This window comes from Legionella dresdenensis (assembly GCF_042649825.1).
Lineage (GTDB): Bacteria > Pseudomonadota > Gammaproteobacteria > Legionellales > Legionellaceae > Legionella_C > Legionella_C dresdenensis.
In genome coordinates this window covers 201169-223993 of sequence record NZ_JBHSAB010000023.1, presented here as the reverse complement: position 1 = coordinate 223993, position 22825 = coordinate 201169, and the positions used below count along the sequence as shown (strand labels likewise).

Sequence of the window (22825 nt, the reverse complement as noted above, 5' to 3'; positions counted from 1 at the left end):
TTTTTATAACCTGATAGAATAATTTGACAAAATGGACTCAAGGATGATTATGAAATTGATTTCAAAAGCAATTATATTGCTTGGCGTCAGTAGTTATTGCTTTGCCGGTACTGCTAATATCGCACCAGCAGGTAACAATTTGGCAAATAGCGCCAATTGGTTTTTGAATTTACAAGGCGGTGTCTATAAAGCCAAAATGGGCGAGTCAGTAACGACTGTCAACAATGGTTCAGATCTTCCCTCACCTTTGGATCGTGATATTTATACTGCTAATAATCCGAATACCGCGGCTCTGTTAGCAGTGCAGGCAGGGTTGCGGTGGCAACTTTCTCATGCCGTGTTGAGCGCTTTTTCGCTGGGTATCCAGTATCAGCATTTTTTCACCTCGCACATCAACGGTCAGGTTATGCAATATTCCCTCCCTGAATTCACCAATTATAATTATGAATGGCAAACTGCCTCCAATCTTGCTTTGGTTAATGCCAAATTCAATTTCATGGAATATCAGCGCTTTTCTCCTTATATTAATGGCGGAATCGGGATAAAGTATAATACTAATAGCAAATATACCGAGTTCGCCTTACCGGAGGTGACGCCCAGAATATCGCCAGCTTATGGCAATAATTCAAGTACCCGGTTTGCCTGGATAGTAGGGGCTGGACTTGACTACCGCTTCAATCAACAATTTATTATTAATGCCGGATATCAATATAGCGGCTTGGGAAAATCATCATCCGCAGCAGGAGCAAGCAGCTGGGCAACGCAACACTTGAATTATGGCGACTATCACGCCAACGCATTTCTGTTAGGCCTGACGTATTTGTTTGATACAGGCCGCGCAGTTTCATACCAGAAATAATATCGAGTAAAATAAAATGACATTAATAAAAAACACAATACAGGCATTAAGTTTATTTGCAGTTTCTACGTGCTCTGTCGCGGGGATTGATCCTGTAAAATGGGTGCAGCAGCAAAGTTTTCCAGCTGAAATTCTGGTTGACGGCGGTACTTACGTCGCCTCATATACGTTCACCAACCAAATTCCAGCCACCATGGTAAAACCTTTAATTATTGAAAAAACCAGTAATTCTGGTTCAGAGTTTTCATATGAGGATCTCTGTACTGGAAAACGGCTTGCCTATAGAGAAACCTGCAATGTGACCATTTATTTGAATCCGACCATTGAGGGAAGTAAAACAGTTCAATTAATACAGGCTTATGGTAACGATCGTGTTCCCTTACCTCAATTATATACGATTGCGGTACAGCAAGGCGGCAGCCATACTGTGGTTGGCGACATTGCCACTGCTTTGCCTTCAACATTAGGCATTAATACCAGTGCGCCCTGGCGATTTATCTTTACTAATAATAATACCTTTCCTATAACGGGTATTAATATCTCTGTTTCCGGCTCATCGTATGATACCAATTGCGGCTTGTCATTAACTAATACCGCGCCTGGCAACAGCTGTTATGTCGAAGGAACATTCACTGCAATGTCAGCAGGGCCGCAGACTATCACTGCTACGCTTTCCTATTCTCAGGGTAGTCCAGTGACATTAAGTACCTCGACTGTCGGCGATGGTCAGAGCAGCGGCCTTATCTGCCAGCCAGCCAATCCGCTGGCGTCAGAAGTTTTAATCAATACCAGTGCGCCGGCGACATTATTGTGTACCAATAAAAGCGGTAACGATATTACTATCGATAACCATGTCACAAGTTATCCTTCGGGAGGCGCTGATGGCAATTTTGTACCGACACCGGCTGGCGGCGACAATTGTACGGCACAGGTATTGCCAAATAATGCAAGTTGTCAATTAAGCGGAACCTATACAGCGCCTGCCAGCGCCCACAATGGCGTGATTATTTCATTATTAGTGAATTATCATACAGCGTCTACGCCAGGGTTATCGTCACAGACGTCTACGACTACGAATGTTGTTACCGCCATTAATAATATCCGCACAATTCACCTGATTAATAATTGTAATTTTAATGTCTGGTGGTCAATGGTTGGCGGGGCGATTACCAATACGCCGGTCTGTAGCAGCAACAGCGATTGTCCGAGTGGTTCTACCTGCAATACGGCATCAAAAATCTGTTATTTTAATAATTACGGGCCGCAAACCGGTTCTTATGAGCTGACTTCAAACGGCGGCACCGCGACTACACAGATTATCCAGACAGCGGCATCAACGCCTGGCGATCAGGTGCTGTGGAAGGGATTAATTTCTGCCAGTACTCAATGCAACGGTTCCAGTTGCCTGAATAATGATTGTCAAAGCAATGGCGGAACAACTTCTTGCGCAGCCGGCGTCGGATTCCAGCAACCGGCCACTGAAGCCGAATTTACTTTACAGTTAGTCGGGGCTGGAAGTGTTGATACCTATGACATCAGTAACGTGAATGGTTTTTCCATGCCAATTTCGATGGCAACAAGCCAGTCTGCTTCAAATTATACTTGCGGTACAGCGGGCAATAATGTTGCAGCAGGCAGTTTACAGGCATGCAATTACAGTAATGTGACTCCGCCAACCAATATGTATTATTGGGTCAGCAATACCGGTGTTGGTTGCACCAGCCAGAATATGTGTAGTGATGCCACCAAGATATGCGGCCTGGCCTTTAATCCAAACAGCAACTCGTTCGTCAAAAATTGCGGTAGCTTCCTGGGGTACTGGGCTGCAAATCAAATCTGCCAGACCAGTCCGAGCTTTAGTTCTCCATTTGGCGATAATTTTAGCTGTAATCAAATGTTAAGCAATCCGTTCCCATCCAATACATATACGTTGACTCAGTTATTGAAGTGTTCGCCGCCGAGTTCAAGCGCGCCGCTTTTTAACAGCTGTTATTTGAATTATTCCGGCTATAACGCGCAGCAACTTTCGCAATGTTGCGGATGTACTGACTGGCCAGGTATTGCCAATCCATCAGCGTCTTGTCCAGTCGGTCAGGTCGATCCGCAATGGACGACTTATGTTCAGCCGCTGATTCAATGGATGAAGCAGGCTTGTCCTACAAGTTACTCTTATCCATACGATGACAAGGCAAGCACATTCCAGTGCGCTGCCTCTGCCTCGAATGAATATACGATTACTTTTTGTCCGGGCAACGGCACGGGTTTGCCAGCAGGAAAAACAGATGGCCGCTAAGCCTTAATACCGCGCATAAAGCGCGGTATGCAGGCCGAAAGGTAAGTTATTGCGACGGTCACTGGGCTGTTACGACTCTTTTCAATTTTGTGAAGCTTATGGGTTTAACTGAAAGCGGCTATTAAATTCAGGCTGTTGCTCACTTAAACTTAATATCTCTTCATAGAAACGAGTCGTTCCACCATCACGCCCAAGCAGGGGGGGAGTATCAATAGCATGCTGTGCAATGCTTTGGATCTTTTGTAATAATTGATTCGCGGCCTGGTTGTCCTGAAGATTTCCTGTTTTAATTGCCTCATAAATCTCTGCTACCCGATGAGGTAATGTTTTTTGAATACCATTATCTAATTTGATGCTTTTACCGCCAAATAGCCTGAGACAAACAAACTTGGTTTGGGGATTTTCAATAAATTTTTTAATATCCTCTAAACAAAGTTTGGCTTGATTATTTGTTTGCTCTACTTGTTGTTCAGGTTCAGCTTGATGAATCGGTGCATCATACTGCCTCCTTTTGATTTCGGTTTCAACATCATGCCGATACAAACGATCTAATTTTCCCGGGTAGTCGTTGATGCACGTTATATCGTCCCATAATGAATCTAACGAATACGTTTTATTGTCTTTTTTATTAACAAATAGATTCCATGTATGAGCGCTATCATCTCCAAATTCGACTCGATGATGAATAACTTCACCTTGAATTAAATGATCTTCAACCAGGCGTGAAAGTAGATAAGCATTTAATAACGTATGATGGCGGCATAAACCATTTTTATTTTTTATAAAATCGCTTAAAGGGATAATTTTATTGCCTGCAGCTAATTGCTGTTGAATAAATTGTCCTGGTTTACTGTGGGGAAAACAGGTTTGAGTTGTTTGCTTAACTATTTTTAACACAGCTTCAATGGATTGATTAGCATTAATTTTGCTTTTAATGGCTGAATAAATCTCATCAAGCAAAACATCATCTTTTTCCAGCAATAGAATTTCCCGTTTAGATGAAGAACCTGCTGAGCAAAGCGTTGCATTAAACTGGCGTGTTTTTCTTGTAACTAATGGAATAGGAATATTATTTACAACTATTTTGTGTTCAAAATTTATAATTTCAAGATCACGATTCTTTAAAATCATTGAACCAGTGCGGCCATGAGGAACAAGTTCAATGCGGTTATTGCTTCTAACAATAAGTTCGTTGACTTGTTGGGCAACCGCTTGCGGTAATGATTTTTTTGCTTCCAGGGGAGTTTCTATAGCATTTTTATCTAGCAAAGAAAAATTTATTAATTGAGGCTTTAAAGAGGGGTATTTTTCAGCAAAAGCAAGCCATTGTTGTTGGGTAACCCAATTTCTCATCGCTTCTATTAATTTATTATGATATAGGAATAAAGCTTCGGCTGCATCATAATTGTGCATTGCTAACTCGAAGGCTCTTTCACTTGCTTGTCTAATAACTCCTGCATTGATTAGCTCATTCTCACGCATTAAAATGTCATTAATAAGTTTGACCGGTGTAAAAGCAGGCATTTTGATATCTCATATTTAGCACTTATTTATTATTATAGGTTCTATTAATTAAGAAATTATTAATTTAAGTTTTTAGTATTGACAATCTTCTTTATACCGGGCAATGTTTGTAGGTTGGGTCGTTTTGACCCAACAAGTTTTTTATTAAACACTACAGATTTGAAAAGTGGCTATAAACTACACGTCGCTACAAAATTCTGAGCAGCGCCATATTTTGCTTCCAACATATTGATGACATTATTAATATCATAACAAACCATAATGTAATCATAATAAAGCGTTGCGCCCGTACTTGGATAAAGCCTTTTTACAGGCATGCGCTCAAAACCATGTTTTTGATAAAAGGCAAGCGCGTGATGGTTTTTATCTTCAACCTGCAGCTTCATGCTGCAAATGCCGGCAGTTGAGGCGTGATTAAAACACACAAGCAACAGTTGGGTTCCTATTCCTTGTCCCTGTATCGCTTTCCCCACGTATATTTTGTCAAGAAAACTACTTTCGGGCAGTGTTATCAGTTTTGCATAACCTGCAATTTTTCCTTTATCGAGAGCACCAAAAAATACATTTTTCGGATCTGACATTTCCTGTCTGATTTTGTCAACATCAAAAACAGCATCCACTATTTTGGGTTCTTCATTATAAAACGCAGGGTAAGCATCCTGCCAGGCTTGTTTCATAAAGGGAATCAAGTTCGGTAAATCATTTTCTACTAATCGTCTGATAATCATTTTTTGTCCTTAAAAAATGAAAAAGCCTTTTATTCCTCCATTTGATTATGGCTGCCATGACACGCTTCTGCAATAATTAGATTAATAGCGTTGCGCAGTGACCTTATTGACAAAAAATATTCCAAGTTATCAAAAAATGTTCTATATTTAAAGGTGGTGTTCATAATTTGAATTGTCATATTCAATAAGGATATTGAAATGAAAGCATTATGTTGGCATGGAAAACATGACGTCAGGGTAGATTCTGTTCCTGATCCTGAAATTATTAATAATCAAGATGCCATAATACGGGTGACTGCAACAGCCATCTGTGGATCTGATTTACATTTATATAATGGTTTAATGCCTGAGATGAAATCAGGAGACGTATTAGGCCATGAATTCATGGGCGAAGTTGTTGAATTAGGTTCCGGCAATAAAAAATTGAAAATAGGTGATAAAGTCGTTGTTCCATTCACTATTTCATGCGGCAAATGTAATTTTTGTAGAAAAAAATTATTTGCCTGCTGCGAATTATCAAATCCTAATGCAGAAATAGCACGCCAACGTATGGGACAAACACCGTCTGGAATGTTTGGTTATTCGCATGTATTAGGCGGTTTTTCCGGTGGTCAGGCTGAATATGTACGGGTACCTTTTTCAAATATTGGCCCGATTAAAGTACCTGAAGATATGCCGGATGAAAAACTCTTGTTTTTGTCGGATATTTTTCCAACAGGTTACATGGCAGCAGAAAATTGCGGCATTCAACCAGGCGATACCGTTGCGATCTGGGGTTGCGGACCGGTAGGGCAGTTTGCGATTCAAAGTGCCTGGATGTTAGGCGCAGGGCGGGTTATTGCCATAGATTGCGTGCCTGAGCGCCTCAAAATGGCCGAGAAATACGGTAACGCTGAAACCATTAACTTTCAGGAAGAAGATGTTTTCGATAGCCTGATGGTGATGACCAGAGGTTTAGGCCCTGAACGCTGCATCGATGCTGTAGGTTGTGAAGCCCATGTCGGCCCTACATTTGACTCTGTTATAGATCGGGTAAAACAAATCACTTGCCTGGCTACTGACAGGGCGCATGTCATGCGCGAGGCTATTCGCTGTTGCGGCAAGGCTGGAACTATTTCAATGCCGGGCGTTTATCTTGATACGCTGGATAATATTCCCTTTGGCGCCGCCATGAATAAAGGCTTGACTTTCAAAATGGGACAAACGCATGTCCAGCGTTATATGCCTTTATTGTTAAGAAAAATAACAGAGGGAAAAATTGATCCTTCTCGTATTATTTCTCATCGTATCAAATTAAAAAATGCTCCGGAAGCATATAAAAATTTTGATGAAAAAGACAACGGTTGTATTAAAGTCGTCATGACTCCCTAGGAGACAATTATGGACATTTACGAATACTTAAAAATGGATCACGATAAAGTTAATCATCTTTTTACTTTGTTTGAAAAAACGTCATCCAAAAAACGGCAGCATGAAATCGTGGCGATGATTTTTCAAGAACTGATGGTTCATGCTCACTCTGAACAGGAAACTTTTTATAAAGTGCTTTTGCAATATCCGGAAACACGGGAAGTTTCTTTACACGGAGAAAAAGAGCACCAGGAAATTGAGCGCCAAATCACTATAATCAATAATTCCCTGGATAAACATTATGTGAATGAAGTTTTAAAATTAAAAGAAATTGTTCAGCATCATGTCAAAGAAGAGGAAGGAAAAATATTTAATAAAGCAAAAAAAGTTATTTCCGAGCAAGAAGCAATTGTTTTAAAAGAAAAAATGCATTATTTAAAAGGAAAGTTTTTACTGTGGCTTGAAAAAAGTAAAAACGAAAGTAAACCTAAAATAGTCCGAAAAAAGAGCCCGCCAGCCCAGGCTGAAAAAGAATCTGCCCGAAATTCGGCACAATAAAGCTGGTTGGGAAAAAACGGTTTTAAATTAAATCAGAGTAGTTTGGGCTGTAAAGCCCAACACTCCATATCAATAAATCCTGAGTACGTTGCTCCATTAAATTTACCCAGTCTTTGCGCATGACAATCTTTTGGCCTTGTGCACGCTGCTTAATTGTAAGTAAAAAATTATTATTTTTAGGTACAAGAAAAATAATCAAATAAAGTTCTAAATGATAAAAAATATTACAAAAAAAATGTAAATCTGTTATAATGGATAAATCCTGAGCATTTGGCATATTTTATGAAACTGATAGAAGCAATACAAACTAATAACTTTACAACCGCTATGCTGTTAATTAATAAGAACGAAGAATTAACACCTGAATGTATTGAATCCGCATACAAGACTGGAAATATTATAATTATTCGCGATATATTTTTACATGCTGAGCAAATCAATATGTCCGAAGAAGTTTTAAACAAATTAATTGATATTAGCCTCGAAGCGCAAGAGGGGCTTGACGGACCTGCCTCGGCAGCATTTTCTCTGGCAATCGGCCTCCATACTAGACCATCAGATGCTGTTTTAAGCTATGCGATACAAAAAAATTATGAGGTTATTATGGCTAATCTGGATCGTTTTAAAATTTTACCTCTCCATATTGAAGCCGCAATTAATGCAGCTAATTGCATGATACTGGCCCCGTTACTGGAAAATTATTTTAAATCGAACGAACCGGACAGCTTATCAAAAGAGCTTATTAAGCGGGCCTTTGACTGTGGCCAAGCACAAAATGACTTTAGGATTGAAGATATTCTTATAAAATGTAAAGTACCTGTTCATGCTAATGAAGAACTCGTAAAAGAAGCTTTTATAGCTGAAGGAGATGGTGAACACTTAGCCTTTCATGGCTTTAAGATTATTAATTACCACATGAATAATAATCCTGATTCTAATATGCTGGATCAATGTATCAGCTACGGCAATCATCTTCGATTAAAACAATTACTGGAGAGGGGGGTAAATATTACTCCTGCGTCGCTTGCTTTGGCTATCAAGCGTCAGGATCTTCGAATACTTGGTTGTTTGACAGAGCATTTTAAAGATAAAGTTGATGAGCTGGTTAAACAATCTGATGTAAAATCTGTTTTTGAAGCATTTAGAAAATTGCCGGCTGAATCAGTCACTCTTATTAAAAAGCAACTAGAGCAGATGACTCCAGTAGAACAAGAGGCGCGGGGAGAGCAGATAGAGCAGCTAGCTCAGATAGAGCAGGTAGTTCAGCAAGAACAAGCAGCTCCGTTAGACCAGGCAACTTCAGGCACTCAATCACAAACTGCCAGTATTCTGACCCAAATCTATGCGAAAGCCCAAAATTATCATACAGCAACAAAATCGCTGCGCTTCTTTAATCAGGCTATTCGAATTCAGGAAGAGAAAGAACCATCAAAACGTCTGGATAGTGAAGTTCCACCATTACCTGTTATCCCTTATGAAATCGCAGAGCGCATTGCTTTCAATTTCTTTGAAAGCAATCTGTATAGACCAGCTGAAATAAAATCGCTCATCAGCGATCATTACTCAAAGCCTGCCCCCTCAAAGCCTGGTACATTCTAGGCTCCACAGCCATTAAATTAAGGATACTGTCAGCCCCGCCTTCGCGGGAATGACAGTACCCTTAACTCAAGAACCTCAAGATTGACGGATTGGCTTCAACAAGTTTTATTCCTCCGAAAAATAATTGGCTTCAAAACCAGGGTTTTCTCATAGTATATCTTGGAGTAAGATTCGAATGATTATTATCAGGCTATAGTTTAGAATTTTTGCGAGGTTGTAATATGAAAAAGGTTGGAAATAAGCAATCTGGTGCGCATGTTGAGATGGAGCTCCCAAAGGAGGTTCGAAAATTGTTGTATGATAGTGAATCCGGCAGTTCGGATACTCCGTTGAGCGTTAATTATCTCGGTTATATTGCAGCTGCTTTGGAGAAAACACCACACAAGACGCCTCAACACAACAAATTAAGGGGCCAATTGGATCAATGTATTAATTTAGCTTTACAATCAACAGCCGCAGATTGTTGGCGGGCTATTGAGCATCTTTCTGCCCACGGCGATTTACTCAGCCGCCTGAAGGGATCCAGGCAACGATTACAAACACTAAAATTAGTTTTTGAGAAGGCATTAACTGTTCTCGGCTATCAATCACGAGCTCGCCTCTTGCAGTTTGTAATCAAAGGCTCGTTACCTAATAAGCTTGAAATGATACGTTTTTGTATCGATGAGACAAAAAGAAAGTTCAATGAGACCAGGATACCACGCTGGGAACTTGTTGAGATAACCTCTGATTGGGAAACAAACCTGTTTAATTTTCTTACTATTGACGACATAACCTGGCTGCTGGCTTGTTATAATAAACAATATAACCATCGCTCCCAACTCCAGTGGACAGTAAGCATCTATAATCAACAACTTGATGCAGAGGCATCCAGGGTTTATATCGAAATGTTTTATTTTTGTATAATGACATTTATGGTTCTATTTGTGGATGATATTGTAAAGCGGAAATCTTGTGAGAATAATCCAGACGCATCGTCAAAAAAAGATACTGATGAGGCAATGATGTTTATGATATGGTTGCTTTACACTGGATACCTGCTTTCCATTCCGGTACGTACGGCGGTTACACTGGTGAATACCCATGGTTTGTTCAGCTCGCATCACCTGCCGCCTCTTGAACCGCCGGAATGGATAACGGAGAAATTGGAGCAACTCCTCCAGGCTGCCCGCTCTTTATCTGCCTGCTAGCCGCTTCTTATTCTCGGAGTCTCAGTTATCCGGAATTCCGGATAATTGAGACTCCAGGCATCGTGTTACGAGAAACAGATAACCAGGCTCTATGAATTAATAGGCAACTCTCAACCGGCGCAGTTTAACGCAATTTACCAATGGGAGTATACCGACAAGTAAATTCAAATGGTTGAGGGTTTGTTTCTTTTTCCAGATGAAGATAATAATTACTTGTCGCTAACAACTGGTTAACATCTAGAAGAATATCAATTTGATGGAGATAGTCACGGTGCGGGGACTCCCATTGCGTAATTTGTTGAACCGCTTTATGCTTGGCTTGAGCTTCATCAGGAGCTACAACAAAAACATTCTGATGTAATTCTGTAAATTGATGGCTGTCATAACCGCCTAAATTAACGAAATACAATTTCTTATCATTTTGTTCAGGTGGAGTATGAGATATTTTGAGACTATACCCATCTGCATAATTTAGCACTCCCCAAGCATCGAGGTGTAAACTTGTTGGAATCCCCCACCAAGTGTTCCGCAGAGTCTCATAGGTTTCTTCAATTGTATTGGCAACCACAAACCGCATGTCATGGAGTTCAATAAGGGATTTTTCATGCGCACCGCCAATATAAATAACAAATAGCTTCACTCGGCTACCTCGGTGACAGTATTCACATAGACCCAAGCAGATATTCCCGATGAAAGCATAACCTTTATCCGTTTATAGTCAGCGACTTCATAAGAATCGGCGCATCTTAATTCTTCTTCGCTAATATCAAATACCATTCCGTCGACGCAGTTAGCTGAATTACCTGTGTAACTAATGATCGGGTGGAAGGCTTCACCGCTAGTAGCAATTACATCAGGATCAGTGATTTCTAACATAGCGAGTTCATATCCAGGTAATTGATCTTTGTTGCCCTCTAACGTACGGCCGAAATTAGCGAGTTGTACCGTTTCGTATTGAAGTGTGCCATATGAAAATAGTTTTTCTGTATTCATTTACAAAACCCTTTTTAGGAACCTTACCATGTCCCTGAAAGTAATAATATTTTTAAAAATTTTATTGATAATTTTTTGATATCATTGGCGTCATTGAGAGAGGATTTTAACCTCGCTCTCTGGAAGCGCGCGACTATTTGCCCTGATGAATCCATTATTATCCATAAATTGCTTTAATTCAATAAGGCTATGTTTATAATCCTTCCAGAATGATGTTTTTTAATGTGAAGTATTGCTGCTTTTAAGATATAAAACATAGCTTTTATATTGGGAATTATTTTATGATGGAACTGTACCTACACCCGCTTGGGTGGCTAGGGGATTTAAATCACTGCCCTCGGTTTTTTTAGATTGAAACATGCTCTTACACCAATCAATCTTTGATATTTTATCTACTGCTATAAGGTCATTGACTTTGGGCAGAAGACGCATAAGGCAAGCTGCTAATCTTTCTGAGCATAATTGTAAGGCATCTGGATGCGTCCCTAAATCATTACCACACTCATCCAATAAATTACTTATCGCACGAATGGTTATAACCGGTATATTATAATACTCTACGGTCTTATATACACCAGCACTTTCCATTTCTATAGCGCTGCAATTTAAACTTTTAATTTCTTCAAATAAACTCTTTGGCGCTGGAAATGTATTACTCGTTACAATAACGCCTTGCTTAAGATGTTCAAATGAAAAATTATCGATTAAGTTTTTAACACTATTATTAACAAAGAAATAAGAGCTAATTGTTTTTAATGTATGTGGGTCAATTAGGGCATTTTTATAGGGTGTATCTTTTAATAGCTTAGGTAGTAAATATAAATCAGCATCTATAATTTTGTTTGCTAAAACAAGATCGCCAATTTGCTGATCCTGCTTTAACCCACCAGCAACACCACAAAAAATAATTAAATCTGGTTGAAGGTTTTCACATAATATTGTTGTTGTAATGGCAGAAGCAGTTGTCCCTATTCCTGATAGAGCAATAAAAACATCATGACTATTCCATTGCCCAGCGAGGCAGCGACATTTAGATACCATCATTTCTTTTAAATTGGAAAAACTACTGATGATATGTGGTAACTCATCCTGGAAAGCGCCTAAAATAATGATACGCATTAAATCAACCTTTTTTACGTAAATCTTAATCCTGCAGTTAGTCCGCCATCTACCAAAATAGATGAACCATGTATGTAGCTCGAATTCATAATTGATAAAAACAATATTAGATCAGAGATGTCAGAAGGTTGTCCCATTTTTTTAGTGGGTAGTTTTTTTGCCAATTCCTTGTGTTCTTTATTCTCAGACATTTCTGATTGTATGAAGCCAGGCAACACCGAATTACACTGTATATTATAATCCGCCAGTTCCAGTGCTAATGATTTTGTTAATCCTATTACAGCATGTTTTGAGGCACTATAAGCAACTGAGTTTTCTCCGCCGATGACTCCATAAGCAGAGGCTATGTTTATAATCCTTCCGGAATTATGTTTTTTAAGGTGTGGTATTGCTATTTTTAAGATATAAAACATAGATTTTATATTAGTATTAAAAACAGTATCCCACTCTTCAACCGACATGTCTTCTAAGCTTGAAAAAGCACCACCGAATCCTGCATTATTGATTATTATATTCGGAGTTATGTTTGCAGATGTTAATTTTTCAAAAAGTATTTTAACTTGTTCATAGTTAGTAATATCGCATTGAAATAAACTACAAATTCCATTGTTTTTTTCGATCTCTAATTTGACTAAACTTAATTTTTTTATATTTCTTGCAACGATAAGGACATGAATATTATTGCGAGCAAGCTTGATGGCTATCTCTTTACCTATTCCTTGACTTGCCCCAGTTATTAAAGCCACATCCTGTTTCATAAGACCCCTTTTAGTGGAGTCATTTGTATTTTCACCAAATGCATCAATTGGGAATGAGTAATAATCCATTCAATCATATTTGCGACATATTTGGGGTCTATCATGTTTTTTTGCTTAAAGCTTGGGTACTTTACCCAGGCTTTTGATTTAACAGCACCCAGATAAATTTGCGATAATTTAATCTTTTTGTTTTCTTCTGTGAAGATTTCCAATAATTTAGAGGTAGCTACTTTTGAAGCGGCATAAGTCGAATTTTCTTCTAGCGTTAAATATTCACTTATCGAATTTATATTGATAATTAAAGGAAATTTACTTTTCATGAGAAGAGGTGATGCTGCATGCAGACAATTCCATACTGAAATGTAATTGATATTCATAAGATCTTGGACTTCTGAAGGGTTTGTATGAAGCATAGGTTTAAATTGTACTTTTCCTGCAGCAAAAATAAGAATATCAATTTTCTTAAACTCTTTTGATAACATATTAAATGTTTGTTTTACTTCCTCATTATTTGTTAAATCACACTGAAAATGATTAATATTAAGTGGTTTTTTTAAATCAATAATTTTAATTTTATGATTCATTTCAAGCCTCTGGGCGATCTTTAGCCCAATGGCGCCTCTGCCAATGATTATAATATTCTTTTTTTGATTATTCATTTAATTCCGCAATGCCTTCTAATCAATCAGGACGCTTTGTTGCTAAATTTTATCGAGGTAATGACGGGAGTATTAGTACACGCCGGTATAAATATGCTGGAAATTTTAACATATAGAATGTTATAAAACATTAAAAATAGACCTGGTCACGGTTCTTTACTATCAAAACCTCTTACCATGCTTTTGGCGTTGATCTTTTTATAGAATTGAACGGCCCAGAGAAGATTCTAACCTCCGCATTGCCCCTTATGAGACAGTAAATTATTGATCCGACGTTACCCATAAAAATCCATTAATTTCTTGTGATATCAATACTTTATACTATTGTCACATCAAAGTTTGTCCAATCGAATGCGCCCGTATCCAACCGTTTTTGGGCACCCAATAGGGTGCCTAGAATTAATTAAATTTTAAAAGCGCGTTTTTTCATCAATATGAATTAAGTTAGAAGTGAGGGATGTGATACCCTTTACATATCGAAGATCCGATCCGCGCATATCCACATTATACAGCTTAACATTTGTGAAATCAGCTCCTTGTAAATTTGAGTTCCTAAAAGAAGCATTATGAAGTATATTTCTCTCTAAATTAGCAAATGATACATTTTTTAGACTTGAATTGATAAATAAAGGTCCTATTAAATTAGCATGGTCAAATCTGGCATAATCAAGATTTGTTTGATAAAACGTTGCTTCACGTGCATAACAATAGGAAAAATCTGTAAAACTTGCATTGCAAAAAGAAAAATTAGCCCCCATAATATCGCCGGATTCATCTTTTGTTGAAAAGCAACTATATCTACAATCAACGTTATGTAATATAGCATTCCTTAAATTGTCATAAGCAAAATTACAATAAAGTAGCCGGCTGTCATAGAGATATAGCCAGCCTAAATTTGATTTAAAAAAATTTTTTTTCATTTGATTTCTTAGGGCAACATCAAACTCCTCCATCGAATTTAAGTCTCGCAACTTCCAGGATGGTGTAAATAAAATTCCAAACATATTTAAATTTTTTAATTCACAACGATTAAATTCTACTTGTCGTGCTGTTAAGTAGTGATTTAATAAATCTATTCTATTTTGGAATTTGTAATCAGACTTCCTTAAATAGTCATACCATCTTATGCTAGCAGGATCCTCAATGGCTAACCAATTTGAAGCGAGAAAATTATAATTTACAAATGCAACATCTATATTATCGAATATATTTTGGATATGATTTTTATAACCGTCCCATGCAGTTTTGCCTTGATGATTAAGCTGGTTTGATATTTTTTCTAACAATACACGATGAGAAGTTTTTTTCCAGCTTTCATCTACATTAAATATCTGTGCTAATGAATTATATGCATTGTTTGATTTAAGAGGATGATTAGTATCTCTAAGTGAAAAAGAAAGCTTTTTTAATGGTTTCAAAAAAGGTTTTAATGAGTTCATTGTTATTTCCTTAAACAAATACCGTCAAGAATTTGCTCGCTAATTCTGACAATTTGAATAAGAAAAAAATAAATAAATGAAAAATTAAAACTTACTGGGATTGGCTCATGCGAGCATGCGGGTGTCAGTAAGACCACTCATGAATTGAATGATATTAGCCAATTTCGCTTTTGTCAAGAGTAGGGGATGATGTAGTTTGTATGATGTCAAAGAGGGGGTACGGATCCTAGTGCCATGCTTCCTGTGGCTTCTCCGAAGGCCGAATTATTGATTTAAAAGGGCGTATTCAATCAGAGAAGTTACGTGTTGTATTAGCTAGCAATACCGCAATGGTCTTTCGTACTGGGAAATAGGCCAACCTATCCTTGAAAAGCAAAATACTCAAGGATGGGTAAAAAAGTTATTGATGGGTTATCTTTTGATATGCGTGAACAATTCCCTGAAATGAAAGGATTTTCTCCTCGTAACCTCAGTTATAAAGGCTTTTGCCCCTGCTTGGCCTGATTTTGAAATTTTGCAACGCAGCGTTGCAAAATGGAGGATTGAGCTACCCGATTAGATAAGTTTCCTGAATTTGACGATCGTAAAATTTTGCAAAATGCGGGAAGAATTAGTGCAAAAATCACTCAAGATCATGCCGAAAGTGAGTTTGAGAAATATCGCGTCATACAAGATCATCTTTTTGAGTCAGACTTTGAAAGAAATGAAGACAATTATTGCCTAATTTGGTGAAAGTTATTTTTTAGCGGTTGGATAGGCACCGGATTTAGTGCCATGATGAGGATCATGCCATATGAACCGTAATACTCTCCCATCTTTTATTCCATAGAGCCGAAGCGTGCTATTTAAGCGTAAAGAAAATAATTCTGAAACATCGTCAAGTTTTAGTTCTTGTAACCGCTTAATTGCATCCTTTGCAAATCCTTCGATGGAAAGTGGATGGCTGTTTGTGCCGCTAGCTCGACCACCAGAAGCTTGTTTGATTGTATTCCATGTCATATTTTCAAAGCTGTGAAGATGATCCTTTATTATTTTTATGAATTCTTTCTCCCTTAGTTTTTCCCACCCCCATAACTCGTGATCCTGATCACAGCGATGAAATTGCCATGCTGGTGTTAATTGATCAGTAGAGTCTGGATTCTCTTTAGTGCGAACTTCTTTGCCATGAGGCTTATAATTAGCACGTGCCTCTCTATTGTTAGAAGGCGCGTAAGCGATTTTAGGCTGAGATTTACTTTTTTTAGACATTATATACTGCTGTAATACTCTGACATTGATTCATTTGAAATTATACGGTTTCCTCGCTCTCCATCAACTAACCCAATTCGAGCTTTTTTCCATGGCTCCTCCATATGTGTGAGATCACTTAACCATTGAGCATCTTTGTCGCCATAGAATTCGAGAACACGATCAATCACATCCTTGCTCTCATCAGGAATGCTTGAAATATCGCCTTTAAAAAAACCAGGCTCAAGACTAAAAATACCTTGGTGCAGAGAATACAAGGAGGGTACAACAGGGCCATTAGCCCAAGCTTGGATTTCTTCCGAAAACAATTCCTTATCTTCCCACACAAGATGCCAGGCTTGCGCGTAATAGATAAGTTTTTGCAGTTTCATGGCAGACATCGTCCCTTTTTGGGTGAGGATGTAATCTGCAACATCAATCGCTTTTACCATTATTAAACAATTCCTAATTTAAACAATTATTATAATTATACTACAAAAATAATTTATTCTTACGTTACATGCATTTCAAGTTATTTTGCTCAAGTGATGTGTAGCAATTAATTGGGTTATCCCTATAGTTGTCCCCATTAAATATACTAAAGCATTAACATCAAGTGCCATCCGTTACCCATTGATTTCATTGGCGTCCCGGAGAGGATTCGAACCTCCGACCTGCCCCTTAGGAGGGGGCTGCGCTATCCAGCTGTGCCACCGGGACTTTGTAACTTCGCAAGTCTAACGTTATCGTCTGAAAATGACAATAACGTTAGTGAAATGTTCTTACATCGAAACGTAATTTGGGCCGCCGCCGCCTTCGGGGGCTTGCCAGACTATGTTTTGTTTTGGGTCTTTGATGTCGCAGGTTTTGCAGTGAATGCAATTTTGGGCGTTAATTTGCAGGCGGGGGCCGTCTTCTGTGTCCAGGATTTCGTAGACTGCGGCAGGGCAGTAGCGACTCTCGGGAGAGGCGTATTCCTGATAATTTACTGATATTGCCAGTTCCGGATTGCGTAACTTGAGGTGGCAGGGTTGGTTTTCCACGTGGTAGGTGTTGCTTAGAAAAACCGATGACTGACGATCAAACGTTAGAATATTATCCGGCTTGGGGTAGATGATTTTTTTACAATCCTTGGCCTTCAGCAGAGTTTCATTGTCGGTATGATGACTCATCGTGCCGGGTAGTTTACCTTTGGTCAAAGTCTGAACTGCTGCATTGAGTAAGCCTGCCCATATGCCATGTTTAAAGCCAGGGCGGATGTTTCTTACTTCATAAAGTTCTTTTTCGACCCAGGAGTTTTTTAATTTTACCGGATAATCAGTCATTTCAACGGGTTCTGTCGCTTCGGTAAGCGCTTCAACGCAAGCTGCAGCTGCAAGCATGCCGGATTGCATGGCGGTATGGATGCCCTTGATTTTAGCGACATTCAGAAAGCCGGCGGCATCGCCAATAAGAGCGCCGCCAGGGAAGGTCAGTTTGGGGATGGATTGCCAACCGCCTTCGTTAAGCGCTCGGGCGCCGTAGCTGATACGTTCGCCGTCACGCAGCAGCCGGCGAATGGCTGGATGGGTTTTAAAGCGCTGCATTTCAGAAAATGGGCTTAGCCAGGGATTTTGATAGTCCAGACCGACAACAAAACCTATTGCTACCCGATTATCGGATAAATGATAGATAAATGAACCGCCATAAGTTTTTGAATCCAGCGGCCAGCCAATGGTATGGACAACTTTACCTGGCTTATGATTTTCCGGTTTGATACGCCAGATTTCCTTAACGCCTAAAGCGTAGGTCTGGGGTTGTACTCCGTCTCGCAGCTGGAAGCGGCTCATCAGGTTTTGGCTCAGTTGGCCGCGGCAGCCTTCGGCAAACAGGGTTTGTTTTGCCAACAGATGCATGCCTTGCTGATAATGCTCGGTTTGGCCGCCGTTTTTATCAACGCCGACATCGCCTGTGGCAACCCCAATAACCTGGCCATTATCGTTATATAACACATCCGTTGCCGGAAAGCCGGGATATATTTCGCAGCCCAGTTTTTCGGCCTCACCTGCCAGAAACTGGCACAGTTCGCCAAGGCTGATAATATAATTCCCCTGGTTATGCATTTGCGGCGGGGTAGGGAGCCTGATTGCCCGCTTGCGGGTTAAAAAATAAAAATTATCTTCCGCAACCGGTGTGTTTAAAGGCGCCTGTTGCCAACTGTCAGGCAATAATTCCTGCAGGCTTTTGGGTTCAAGTACCGCGCCAGAAAGGATATGCGCCCCGACCTGCGCTCCTTTTTCCAGTATGCAGACTGTAATTTCCCGGCTTTGTGCCTGAGCCAGTTGTTTGATGCGAATCGCCGCAGCCAGACCGGCCGGTCCGGCGCCAACAATAACGACATCATATTGCATCGTTTCGTGTACCATAAAAAATCCTTACGAACGAAAATTAAAATCATGGCTTGGATAGCAGCCAAGATCAAGATGTGGGAACATCTAACTGGAAATTATCTTAATAAAAGAACATTTTAAGAAAAAAATGTTTAATCACAGGACAGCATCAGGTAGAATACCCGGGCACTGATATGTGAGCCATGAAAATGGATAAGCAAAGCCAATATATAATTACCGAAAACAAACAATTACCGAATACTTTACTTCGTTTCTTTTGGTTATTCCTGAAGAAGCAGCCTGTTGCTTTTGCCGTTTTTTTCCTTGCCCCTGCCAGCATGATCCTGGAAACCAACATTATCCCTTATGCTTTAAAGATGATTGTTGACGGAATAGGGCGTTCCGAGACTAACCGGGAAAATATTTTTCAGGTATTGGCGCCAGCCTTATGGCTTGGGGGGTGCAGCTGGTTTGGCCTGATTTTGATTATCCGTCTGCAGAACTGGTGGCAGGCCTATGTAATACCACGCTTTCAGGCTCAGATAAGAATGACTGCGCTGGATTATTTAACCAGACAGTCTTTTCAGTATTTTGCCGATCGAATGGCGGGCAGTCTGGCCAATAAAATTAATGATCTGCCGCGCAGTTTTGAGGCGATACGTTTAATCATCAGCTGGAATGTGATTGCAACGCTGGCTGCGGTCATTGCAACATTAATCATTTTGACACTGATTAATGCCTGGTTTACCTTGATGCTTGCCAGCTGGCTGGTGTTGCAAGTCATAACCAGCTGGTATTTTGCGAATAGGATTAATCGATATTCGGAACATAACGCCCATGACAAAAGCAAATTAAGCGGCAAAATTGTCGATACGCTTGCCAATATCGGCGCGGTAAAGCTGTTTTCCCGCCACCGGGATGAAATGGCATATATTGCCAAAACCCAGCAAAAGGAAGTGAACAGCAATAAAAGGCTGATAAATTTTACCAACTTATTCCGGCTGTCGCTGGATATTCCCGCGACCATCATGCTGGTTGTGATGGTGTATCTGATGCTGAGTTTCTGGCAGAAAAACCTGATAAGCAGCGGCGATATTGTATATATTTTCAGTGCAGTGCTGTCAATTATGAATCAGGTATGGTTTCTCGGACATGCGCTGGCCGATTTATTCCGTGAAGTCGGAGTTGCCCGTCAGGCGTTATCGATAATCACTGTGCCAATAAAAATTACCGATGTTGAAAATGCAGAAGATATTCATGTCCATGAAGGGAAAATTGAATTTAAAAATGTCAGTTTCCGTTATCATCAGGACAACAGGGTTTTTGATAAAAAATCTGTTGTCATTGAGCCCAGACAACGCGTTGGGCTGGTAGGTTATTCCGGAAGCGGTAAGACGACTTTTGTCAATTTAATCCTGCGGTTCTATAACCTGGATTCGGGGCAGATTTTGATTGACGGTCAGGATATCAGCCAGGTTACCCAGGACTCCTTGCGTGCGTCAATCAGTATGATTCCCCAAGACCCGGTTCTTTTTCACCGTAGTCTGCTCGAAAATATCGGCTATGGTAAAAAGGACGCGACAGCTGAGGAAATTATTGCTGCGGCTCAACGGGCATCCTGTCATGATTTTATCAGACGTCTGCCTGAAGGCTATGACACGTTAGTGGGCGAACGGGGAATTAAATTATCAGGCGGACAGCGGCAGCGGATTGCTATAGCACGAGCGATATTAAAAAATACCAATATTTTAATTCTTGATGAAGCGACTTCCCAGCTTGACTCATTAACGGAGGAGCAAATCCAGCATTCCCTGCTTGATTTAATGACAGACAAAACCACGCTGGTTGTTGCCCATCGTTTATCAACCTTGCTTCGTATGGATAGGATATTGGTTTTTGACAAAGGAAAAATTATTGAAGATGGTCCACATAGCGAGTTAATCGCTAAAAGCGGCTTATATAAAGCGATGTGGGATGCACAAGTAGGCGGATTTTTACCCGAAAAAGTCGATTGGAGTCATGTGAATGATTAACAGCGAGCCCGAAATTGGCGGTTTGGAGCTTAATTTTTTTCCTTCAGCAGAATTTGAAACGGCAGAGGAAACGCCAGATGAACAAGTCCGGGTAGTACGGAATGTTTTACGATTATTAATGATGGGATGGCAGCCTGGGAAATGGAAAGAATTGATTTCGTGGCCAATATTTAAAGACCTTTTTATTAATCGTGATCCTCATCTGACCAGGGAAATGCGTCTTGCATTTCAGGAAGGCTTTAATAATATTTATCAGCAACTCAGTGTAGCCGAGCTGAATCCGGCCCAGCTTGCACAAGCGCAAATATACATCAGTAACTGTATGGCTTATCTTCCATTTGCCGAGTTGACAACTTATGAGTCAATGACAATTCCGCAGTGGATAAATAATCAGTGGCGTATGGTCGATTATAAAGTAAAGCCAATGGAGCTGACTCTGACTTCTGGTTTAAAGAAGTTATTTATCGAAGAAGAGGATCGGGTTTTTTGTTATGGCCTTGAACCAATTAATTTTAATTTGACCACAGCCAAGCCGCATTTGATTTTTATGGGGACAAACCCTGTTGGTCGAGGGTTCAATGCTCAGCTTAAAACCGATTTCGAAGATTTCGAAACCACAGGTAAAGACCTTTACCGTTCCGGACGTTCCAATATCGTGAACTGGCTGGATAGAATAAATCAAAAGATAGATGTGTGCGGAGTCAGCCTGGGGGGCAGTCAGAGTGTGATTGCGGCTATCGATCAGGGTGACAGGATTTCTCGAGTTAATGCGCTAAATCCAACCGGTTTATATATACCCTGGCGCAAAAGCCGTTATGATAATTGGGCGACTATTCAGCAAAAACCGGAAGTGCATATTCAGAGACAGGGTAAAGATCCGGTATCGCAATTCGGGCACTGGAGGGAGGGATGGAATGTATGGCAGGTTGATGCACCGGAAGAAAAGTGCGGCACTAGCGCTCTAATCCACCATACCATCAATTTTGCTGGACTTGCAGGCGTCACGTTTCGCCGAATCGATCCAGCTCAGGATAATCAACGGCGGCGGGTTCGCGATTATATTCTTAATGTATTGTTGCGTAGCCTTGTTTCTTATCTGCTCTTAATTCCATATCACTACTTGATCTTGCCGCTCATTCGTTTTCTGGCAAATCGTAAATTACAGGTTTTGATTAGCGGGGTATTATTCGGTATTTTTTTTGCCGCTATTGGCCCTGCGTTTCCTCTCGGCTTGATTTTTTTTAGTGCTATTTCAGTTGGGTATCTGTTAACCCGGTTGATTGAGACAGTCAGTGATAAAAATTTTCTAGCGCCTGATTCGCAGTTGGCAAAATATTTATATTGGTTTGCCGAGCGATCGCTTTTCACTCAGTTTGCTATTGGAATTTTTACTGTTAGTCTGGTAGCTGGCCTTACCAGCGCGATTTTTTTGCCGACTTTCGCTTCGTCAATGATTGCTTTGATTATTTTGGGGATGGTAAGCGTACCCATGATCATTGGCATCGCACAGAAAATGGTAGAAATTGTTAAGGTCATTATTGGGGTAACTAAACCTGCAGTGCCTCCATGTGAGGATATCAATTTACCATTAAATGAATCATTGAATATTTACCGGCAGAAAATCAATGTTCAATTCAGCCATGACGAAATAAATGCTTATCGCCAAGCTAAAGATATTATTAAAAAGAAACCTAAAGAAGAAACGCCGCATGCAGCAGCAAGCGCTGAAATGGTTGAATCGGAAACAGTAACGGTGCATAAATCCAGAGCTAAAATTGTTACCATGAGGGAAATGATTCGCTCAATAAATAGATTTGGTATTAATGCCAGTAACAATGGTCAGGACCAATTAGAGCGCGAATTGGAACAGGTGTACCAGAAGTATTCGGCAGAAAAGCAACATTTTAGTGTTTAAAATCTTAGTGCATGCAAAAAAAATCTGTCATGCTCCCGAGGTAAGAAAATGTGTCATCCCCGCGAAGGCGGGGATCCATCCCTGAAGCAAGGTAAGGTGCCAGCATGAAGGATGGATGCCCGCCTGCGCGGGCATGACAAACTTTTATGCCGGAATTTTTTAGCAATCCATCAGGATGAAAATGGAAAAGAAGAATATTACATAAAATGTGT

21 protein-coding genes and 1 tRNA gene are annotated in these 22825 nt (G+C 39.9%); 8 read left to right on the top strand and 14 right to left on the bottom strand.

Annotated features, from left to right (window positions below; genetic code table 11):
- The first annotated feature begins 49 nt into the window (after window positions 1-49).
- Both ACFORL_RS10130 and ACFORL_RS10125 read left to right on the top strand, forming a co-directional pair.
- On the top strand, window positions 50-859 hold the full coding sequence (locus tag ACFORL_RS10130) for an outer membrane protein (RefSeq protein ID WP_382343639.1): 810 nt from the start codon (window positions 50-52) through the stop codon (window positions 857-859).
- 16 nt (window positions 860-875) lie between these two features.
- Complete coding sequence (locus tag ACFORL_RS10125) at window positions 876-3152, top strand: thaumatin family protein (RefSeq protein ID WP_382343637.1); 2277 nt, start codon at window positions 876-878, stop codon at window positions 3150-3152.
- A 96-nt stretch (window positions 3153-3248) separates the two neighbouring features.
- On the opposite strand, the gene ACFORL_RS10120 is transcribed toward ACFORL_RS10125, so the two are convergent.
- The gene (locus ACFORL_RS10120; RefSeq protein ID WP_382343635.1) at window positions 3249-4676 is read right to left on the bottom strand and encodes a hypothetical protein; all 1428 of its coding nucleotides are present in this window, start codon (window positions 4674-4676) and stop codon (window positions 3249-3251) included.
- Window positions 4677-4846: 170 nt separating this feature from the next.
- Entirely contained in the window at window positions 4847-5404 is a 558-nt protein-coding gene (locus ACFORL_RS10115) for a GNAT family N-acetyltransferase (protein WP_382343633.1), read from the bottom strand.
- A 198-nt stretch (window positions 5405-5602) separates the two neighbouring features.
- Between ACFORL_RS10115 and ACFORL_RS10110 the strand changes: the two genes are divergently transcribed.
- Both ACFORL_RS10110 and ACFORL_RS10105 read left to right on the top strand, forming a co-directional pair.
- The gene (locus tag ACFORL_RS10110; RefSeq protein WP_382343631.1) at window positions 5603-6775 is read left to right on the top strand and encodes a zinc-dependent alcohol dehydrogenase; all 1173 of its coding nucleotides are present in this window, start codon (window positions 5603-5605) and stop codon (window positions 6773-6775) included.
- Window positions 6776-6784: 9 nt separating this feature from the next.
- Window positions 6785-7312, top strand: a complete 528-nt coding sequence (locus ACFORL_RS10105) for a hemerythrin domain-containing protein (protein ID WP_382343629.1) — start codon at window positions 6785-6787, stop codon at window positions 7310-7312.
- Window positions 7313-7334: 22 nt separating this feature from the next.
- On the opposite strand, the gene ACFORL_RS10100 is transcribed toward ACFORL_RS10105, so the two are convergent.
- Window positions 7335-7589, bottom strand: a complete 255-nt coding sequence (locus tag ACFORL_RS10100) for a hypothetical protein (protein ID WP_382343627.1) — start codon at window positions 7587-7589, stop codon at window positions 7335-7337.
- A 5-nt stretch (window positions 7590-7594) separates the two neighbouring features.
- On the opposite strand from ACFORL_RS10100, the gene ACFORL_RS10095 reads away from it, so the two are divergent.
- Together ACFORL_RS10095 and ACFORL_RS10090 are read left to right on the top strand one after the other, a co-directional pair.
- Window positions 7595-8911, top strand: a complete 1317-nt coding sequence (locus ACFORL_RS10095) for a hypothetical protein (RefSeq protein ID WP_382343625.1) — start codon at window positions 7595-7597, stop codon at window positions 8909-8911.
- Between the two features lie 221 nt (window positions 8912-9132).
- Complete coding sequence (locus tag ACFORL_RS10090; protein ID WP_382343623.1) at window positions 9133-10101, top strand: hypothetical protein; 969 nt, start codon at window positions 9133-9135, stop codon at window positions 10099-10101.
- Between the two features lie 124 nt (window positions 10102-10225).
- Here the strand turns inward: ACFORL_RS10090 and ACFORL_RS10085 are convergent, their stop codons facing one another.
- The 10 genes from ACFORL_RS10085 to ACFORL_RS10040 all read right to left on the bottom strand — a co-directional run bounded on the left by ACFORL_RS10085 (window position 10226) and on the right by ACFORL_RS10040 (window position 18701).
- Window positions 10226-10741, bottom strand: coding sequence for a DUF1543 domain-containing protein (locus ACFORL_RS10085; RefSeq protein ID WP_382343621.1), 516 nt, complete (start codon window positions 10739-10741; stop codon window positions 10226-10228).
- Window positions 10738-11094: a gamma-glutamylcyclotransferase family protein gene (locus ACFORL_RS10080; RefSeq protein ID WP_382343619.1), complete on the bottom strand. Its 357-nt coding sequence runs from the start codon at window positions 11092-11094 to the stop codon at window positions 10738-10740. The genes ACFORL_RS10085 and ACFORL_RS10080 overlap by 4 nt, the downstream gene beginning before the upstream one ends.
- A gap of 279 nt (window positions 11095-11373) precedes the next feature.
- A complete protein-coding gene (gene mtnN, locus ACFORL_RS10075; protein ID WP_382343617.1) occupies window positions 11374-12213 on the bottom strand; it encodes a 5'-methylthioadenosine/S-adenosylhomocysteine nucleosidase in 840 nt (279 codons plus the stop codon).
- A gap of 14 nt (window positions 12214-12227) precedes the next feature.
- Window positions 12228-12971, bottom strand: coding sequence for an SDR family NAD(P)-dependent oxidoreductase (locus ACFORL_RS10070; protein ID WP_382343615.1), 744 nt, complete (start codon window positions 12969-12971; stop codon window positions 12228-12230).
- The gene (locus tag ACFORL_RS10065; RefSeq protein WP_382343613.1) at window positions 12968-13630 is read right to left on the bottom strand and encodes an SDR family oxidoreductase; all 663 of its coding nucleotides are present in this window, start codon (window positions 13628-13630) and stop codon (window positions 12968-12970) included. Before ACFORL_RS10065 ends, ACFORL_RS10070 begins: the two co-directional genes overlap by 4 nt.
- Before the next feature lie 410 nt (window positions 13631-14040).
- A complete protein-coding gene (locus ACFORL_RS10060) occupies window positions 14041-15069 on the bottom strand; it encodes a pentapeptide repeat-containing protein (protein ID WP_382343611.1) in 1029 nt (342 codons plus the stop codon).
- Window positions 15070-15804: 735 nt separating this feature from the next.
- Window positions 15805-16317: a hypothetical protein gene (locus ACFORL_RS10055; protein ID WP_382343610.1), complete on the bottom strand. Its 513-nt coding sequence runs from the start codon at window positions 16315-16317 to the stop codon at window positions 15805-15807.
- Entirely contained in the window at window positions 16317-16748 is a 432-nt protein-coding gene (locus tag ACFORL_RS10050; protein ID WP_382343609.1) for a Panacea domain-containing protein, read from the bottom strand. The genes ACFORL_RS10055 and ACFORL_RS10050 overlap by 1 nt, the downstream gene beginning before the upstream one ends.
- A gap of 191 nt (window positions 16749-16939) precedes the next feature.
- Window positions 16940-17016 (bottom strand) — tRNA-Arg (locus ACFORL_RS10045).
- A 62-nt stretch (window positions 17017-17078) separates the two neighbouring features.
- A complete protein-coding gene (locus ACFORL_RS10040) occupies window positions 17079-18701 on the bottom strand; it encodes an electron transfer flavoprotein-ubiquinone oxidoreductase (protein WP_382343607.1) in 1623 nt (540 codons plus the stop codon).
- A gap of 173 nt (window positions 18702-18874) precedes the next feature.
- Between ACFORL_RS10040 and ACFORL_RS10035 the strand changes: the two genes are divergently transcribed.
- Together ACFORL_RS10035 and ACFORL_RS10030 are read left to right on the top strand one after the other, a co-directional pair.
- A complete protein-coding gene (locus ACFORL_RS10035; protein WP_382343605.1) occupies window positions 18875-20698 on the top strand; it encodes an ABC transporter ATP-binding protein in 1824 nt (607 codons plus the stop codon).
- Window positions 20691-22613 carry a hypothetical protein gene (locus tag ACFORL_RS10030; protein ID WP_382343603.1) on the top strand — a complete coding sequence of 641 codons (1923 nt, stop codon included), beginning with the start codon at window positions 20691-20693 and terminating at the stop codon, window positions 22611-22613. The genes ACFORL_RS10035 and ACFORL_RS10030 overlap by 8 nt, the downstream gene beginning before the upstream one ends.
- A gap of 4 nt (window positions 22614-22617) precedes the next feature.
- On the opposite strand, the gene ACFORL_RS10025 is transcribed toward ACFORL_RS10030, so the two are convergent.
- On the bottom strand, window positions 22618-22825 hold a 208-nt coding region (locus ACFORL_RS10025; RefSeq protein WP_382343601.1), incomplete at its 5' end, for a hypothetical protein.

Excerpts from the sequence above, each read along its gene's own strand:
- ACFORL_RS10130 (WP_382343639.1), top strand. The coding sequence starts at position 50 with ATGAAATTGATTTCAAAAGCAATTATATTGCTTGGCGTCAGTAGTTAT.
- ACFORL_RS10125 (WP_382343637.1), top strand. The coding sequence starts at position 876 with ATGACATTAATAAAAAACACAATACAGGCATTAAGTTTATTTGCAGTT.
- ACFORL_RS10120 (WP_382343635.1), bottom strand. The coding sequence starts at position 4,676 with ATGCCTGCTTTTACACCGGTCAAACTTATTAATGACATTTTAATGCGT.
- ACFORL_RS10115 (WP_382343633.1), bottom strand. The coding sequence starts at position 5,404 with ATGATTATCAGACGATTAGTAGAAAATGATTTACCGAACTTGATTCCC.
- ACFORL_RS10110 (WP_382343631.1), top strand. The coding sequence starts at position 5,603 with ATGAAAGCATTATGTTGGCATGGAAAACATGACGTCAGGGTAGATTCT.
- ACFORL_RS10105 (WP_382343629.1), top strand. The coding sequence starts at position 6,785 with ATGGACATTTACGAATACTTAAAAATGGATCACGATAAAGTTAATCAT.
- ACFORL_RS10100 (WP_382343627.1), bottom strand. The coding sequence starts at position 7,589 with ATGCCAAATGCTCAGGATTTATCCATTATAACAGATTTACATTTTTTT.
- ACFORL_RS10095 (WP_382343625.1), top strand. The coding sequence starts at position 7,595 with ATGAAACTGATAGAAGCAATACAAACTAATAACTTTACAACCGCTATG.
- ACFORL_RS10090 (WP_382343623.1), top strand. The coding sequence starts at position 9,133 with ATGAAAAAGGTTGGAAATAAGCAATCTGGTGCGCATGTTGAGATGGAG.
- ACFORL_RS10080 (WP_382343619.1), bottom strand. The coding sequence starts at position 11,094 with ATGAATACAGAAAAACTATTTTCATATGGCACACTTCAATACGAAACG.
- mtnN (WP_382343617.1), bottom strand. The coding sequence starts at position 12,213 with ATGCGTATCATTATTTTAGGCGCTTTCCAGGATGAGTTACCACATATC.
- ACFORL_RS10070 (WP_382343615.1), bottom strand. The coding sequence starts at position 12,971 with ATGAAACAGGATGTGGCTTTAATAACTGGGGCAAGTCAAGGAATAGGT.
- ACFORL_RS10065 (WP_382343613.1), bottom strand. The coding sequence starts at position 13,630 with ATGAATAATCAAAAAAAGAATATTATAATCATTGGCAGAGGCGCCATT.
- ACFORL_RS10060 (WP_382343611.1), bottom strand. The coding sequence starts at position 15,069 with ATGAACTCATTAAAACCTTTTTTGAAACCATTAAAAAAGCTTTCTTTT.
- ACFORL_RS10055 (WP_382343610.1), bottom strand. The coding sequence starts at position 16,317 with ATGTCTAAAAAAAGTAAATCTCAGCCTAAAATCGCTTACGCGCCTTCT.
- ACFORL_RS10050 (WP_382343609.1), bottom strand. The coding sequence starts at position 16,748 with ATGGTAAAAGCGATTGATGTTGCAGATTACATCCTCACCCAAAAAGGG.
- ACFORL_RS10040 (WP_382343607.1), bottom strand. The coding sequence starts at position 18,701 with ATGGTACACGAAACGATGCAATATGATGTCGTTATTGTTGGCGCCGGA.
- ACFORL_RS10035 (WP_382343605.1), top strand. The coding sequence starts at position 18,875 with ATGGATAAGCAAAGCCAATATATAATTACCGAAAACAAACAATTACCG.
- ACFORL_RS10030 (WP_382343603.1), top strand. The coding sequence starts at position 20,691 with ATGATTAACAGCGAGCCCGAAATTGGCGGTTTGGAGCTTAATTTTTTT.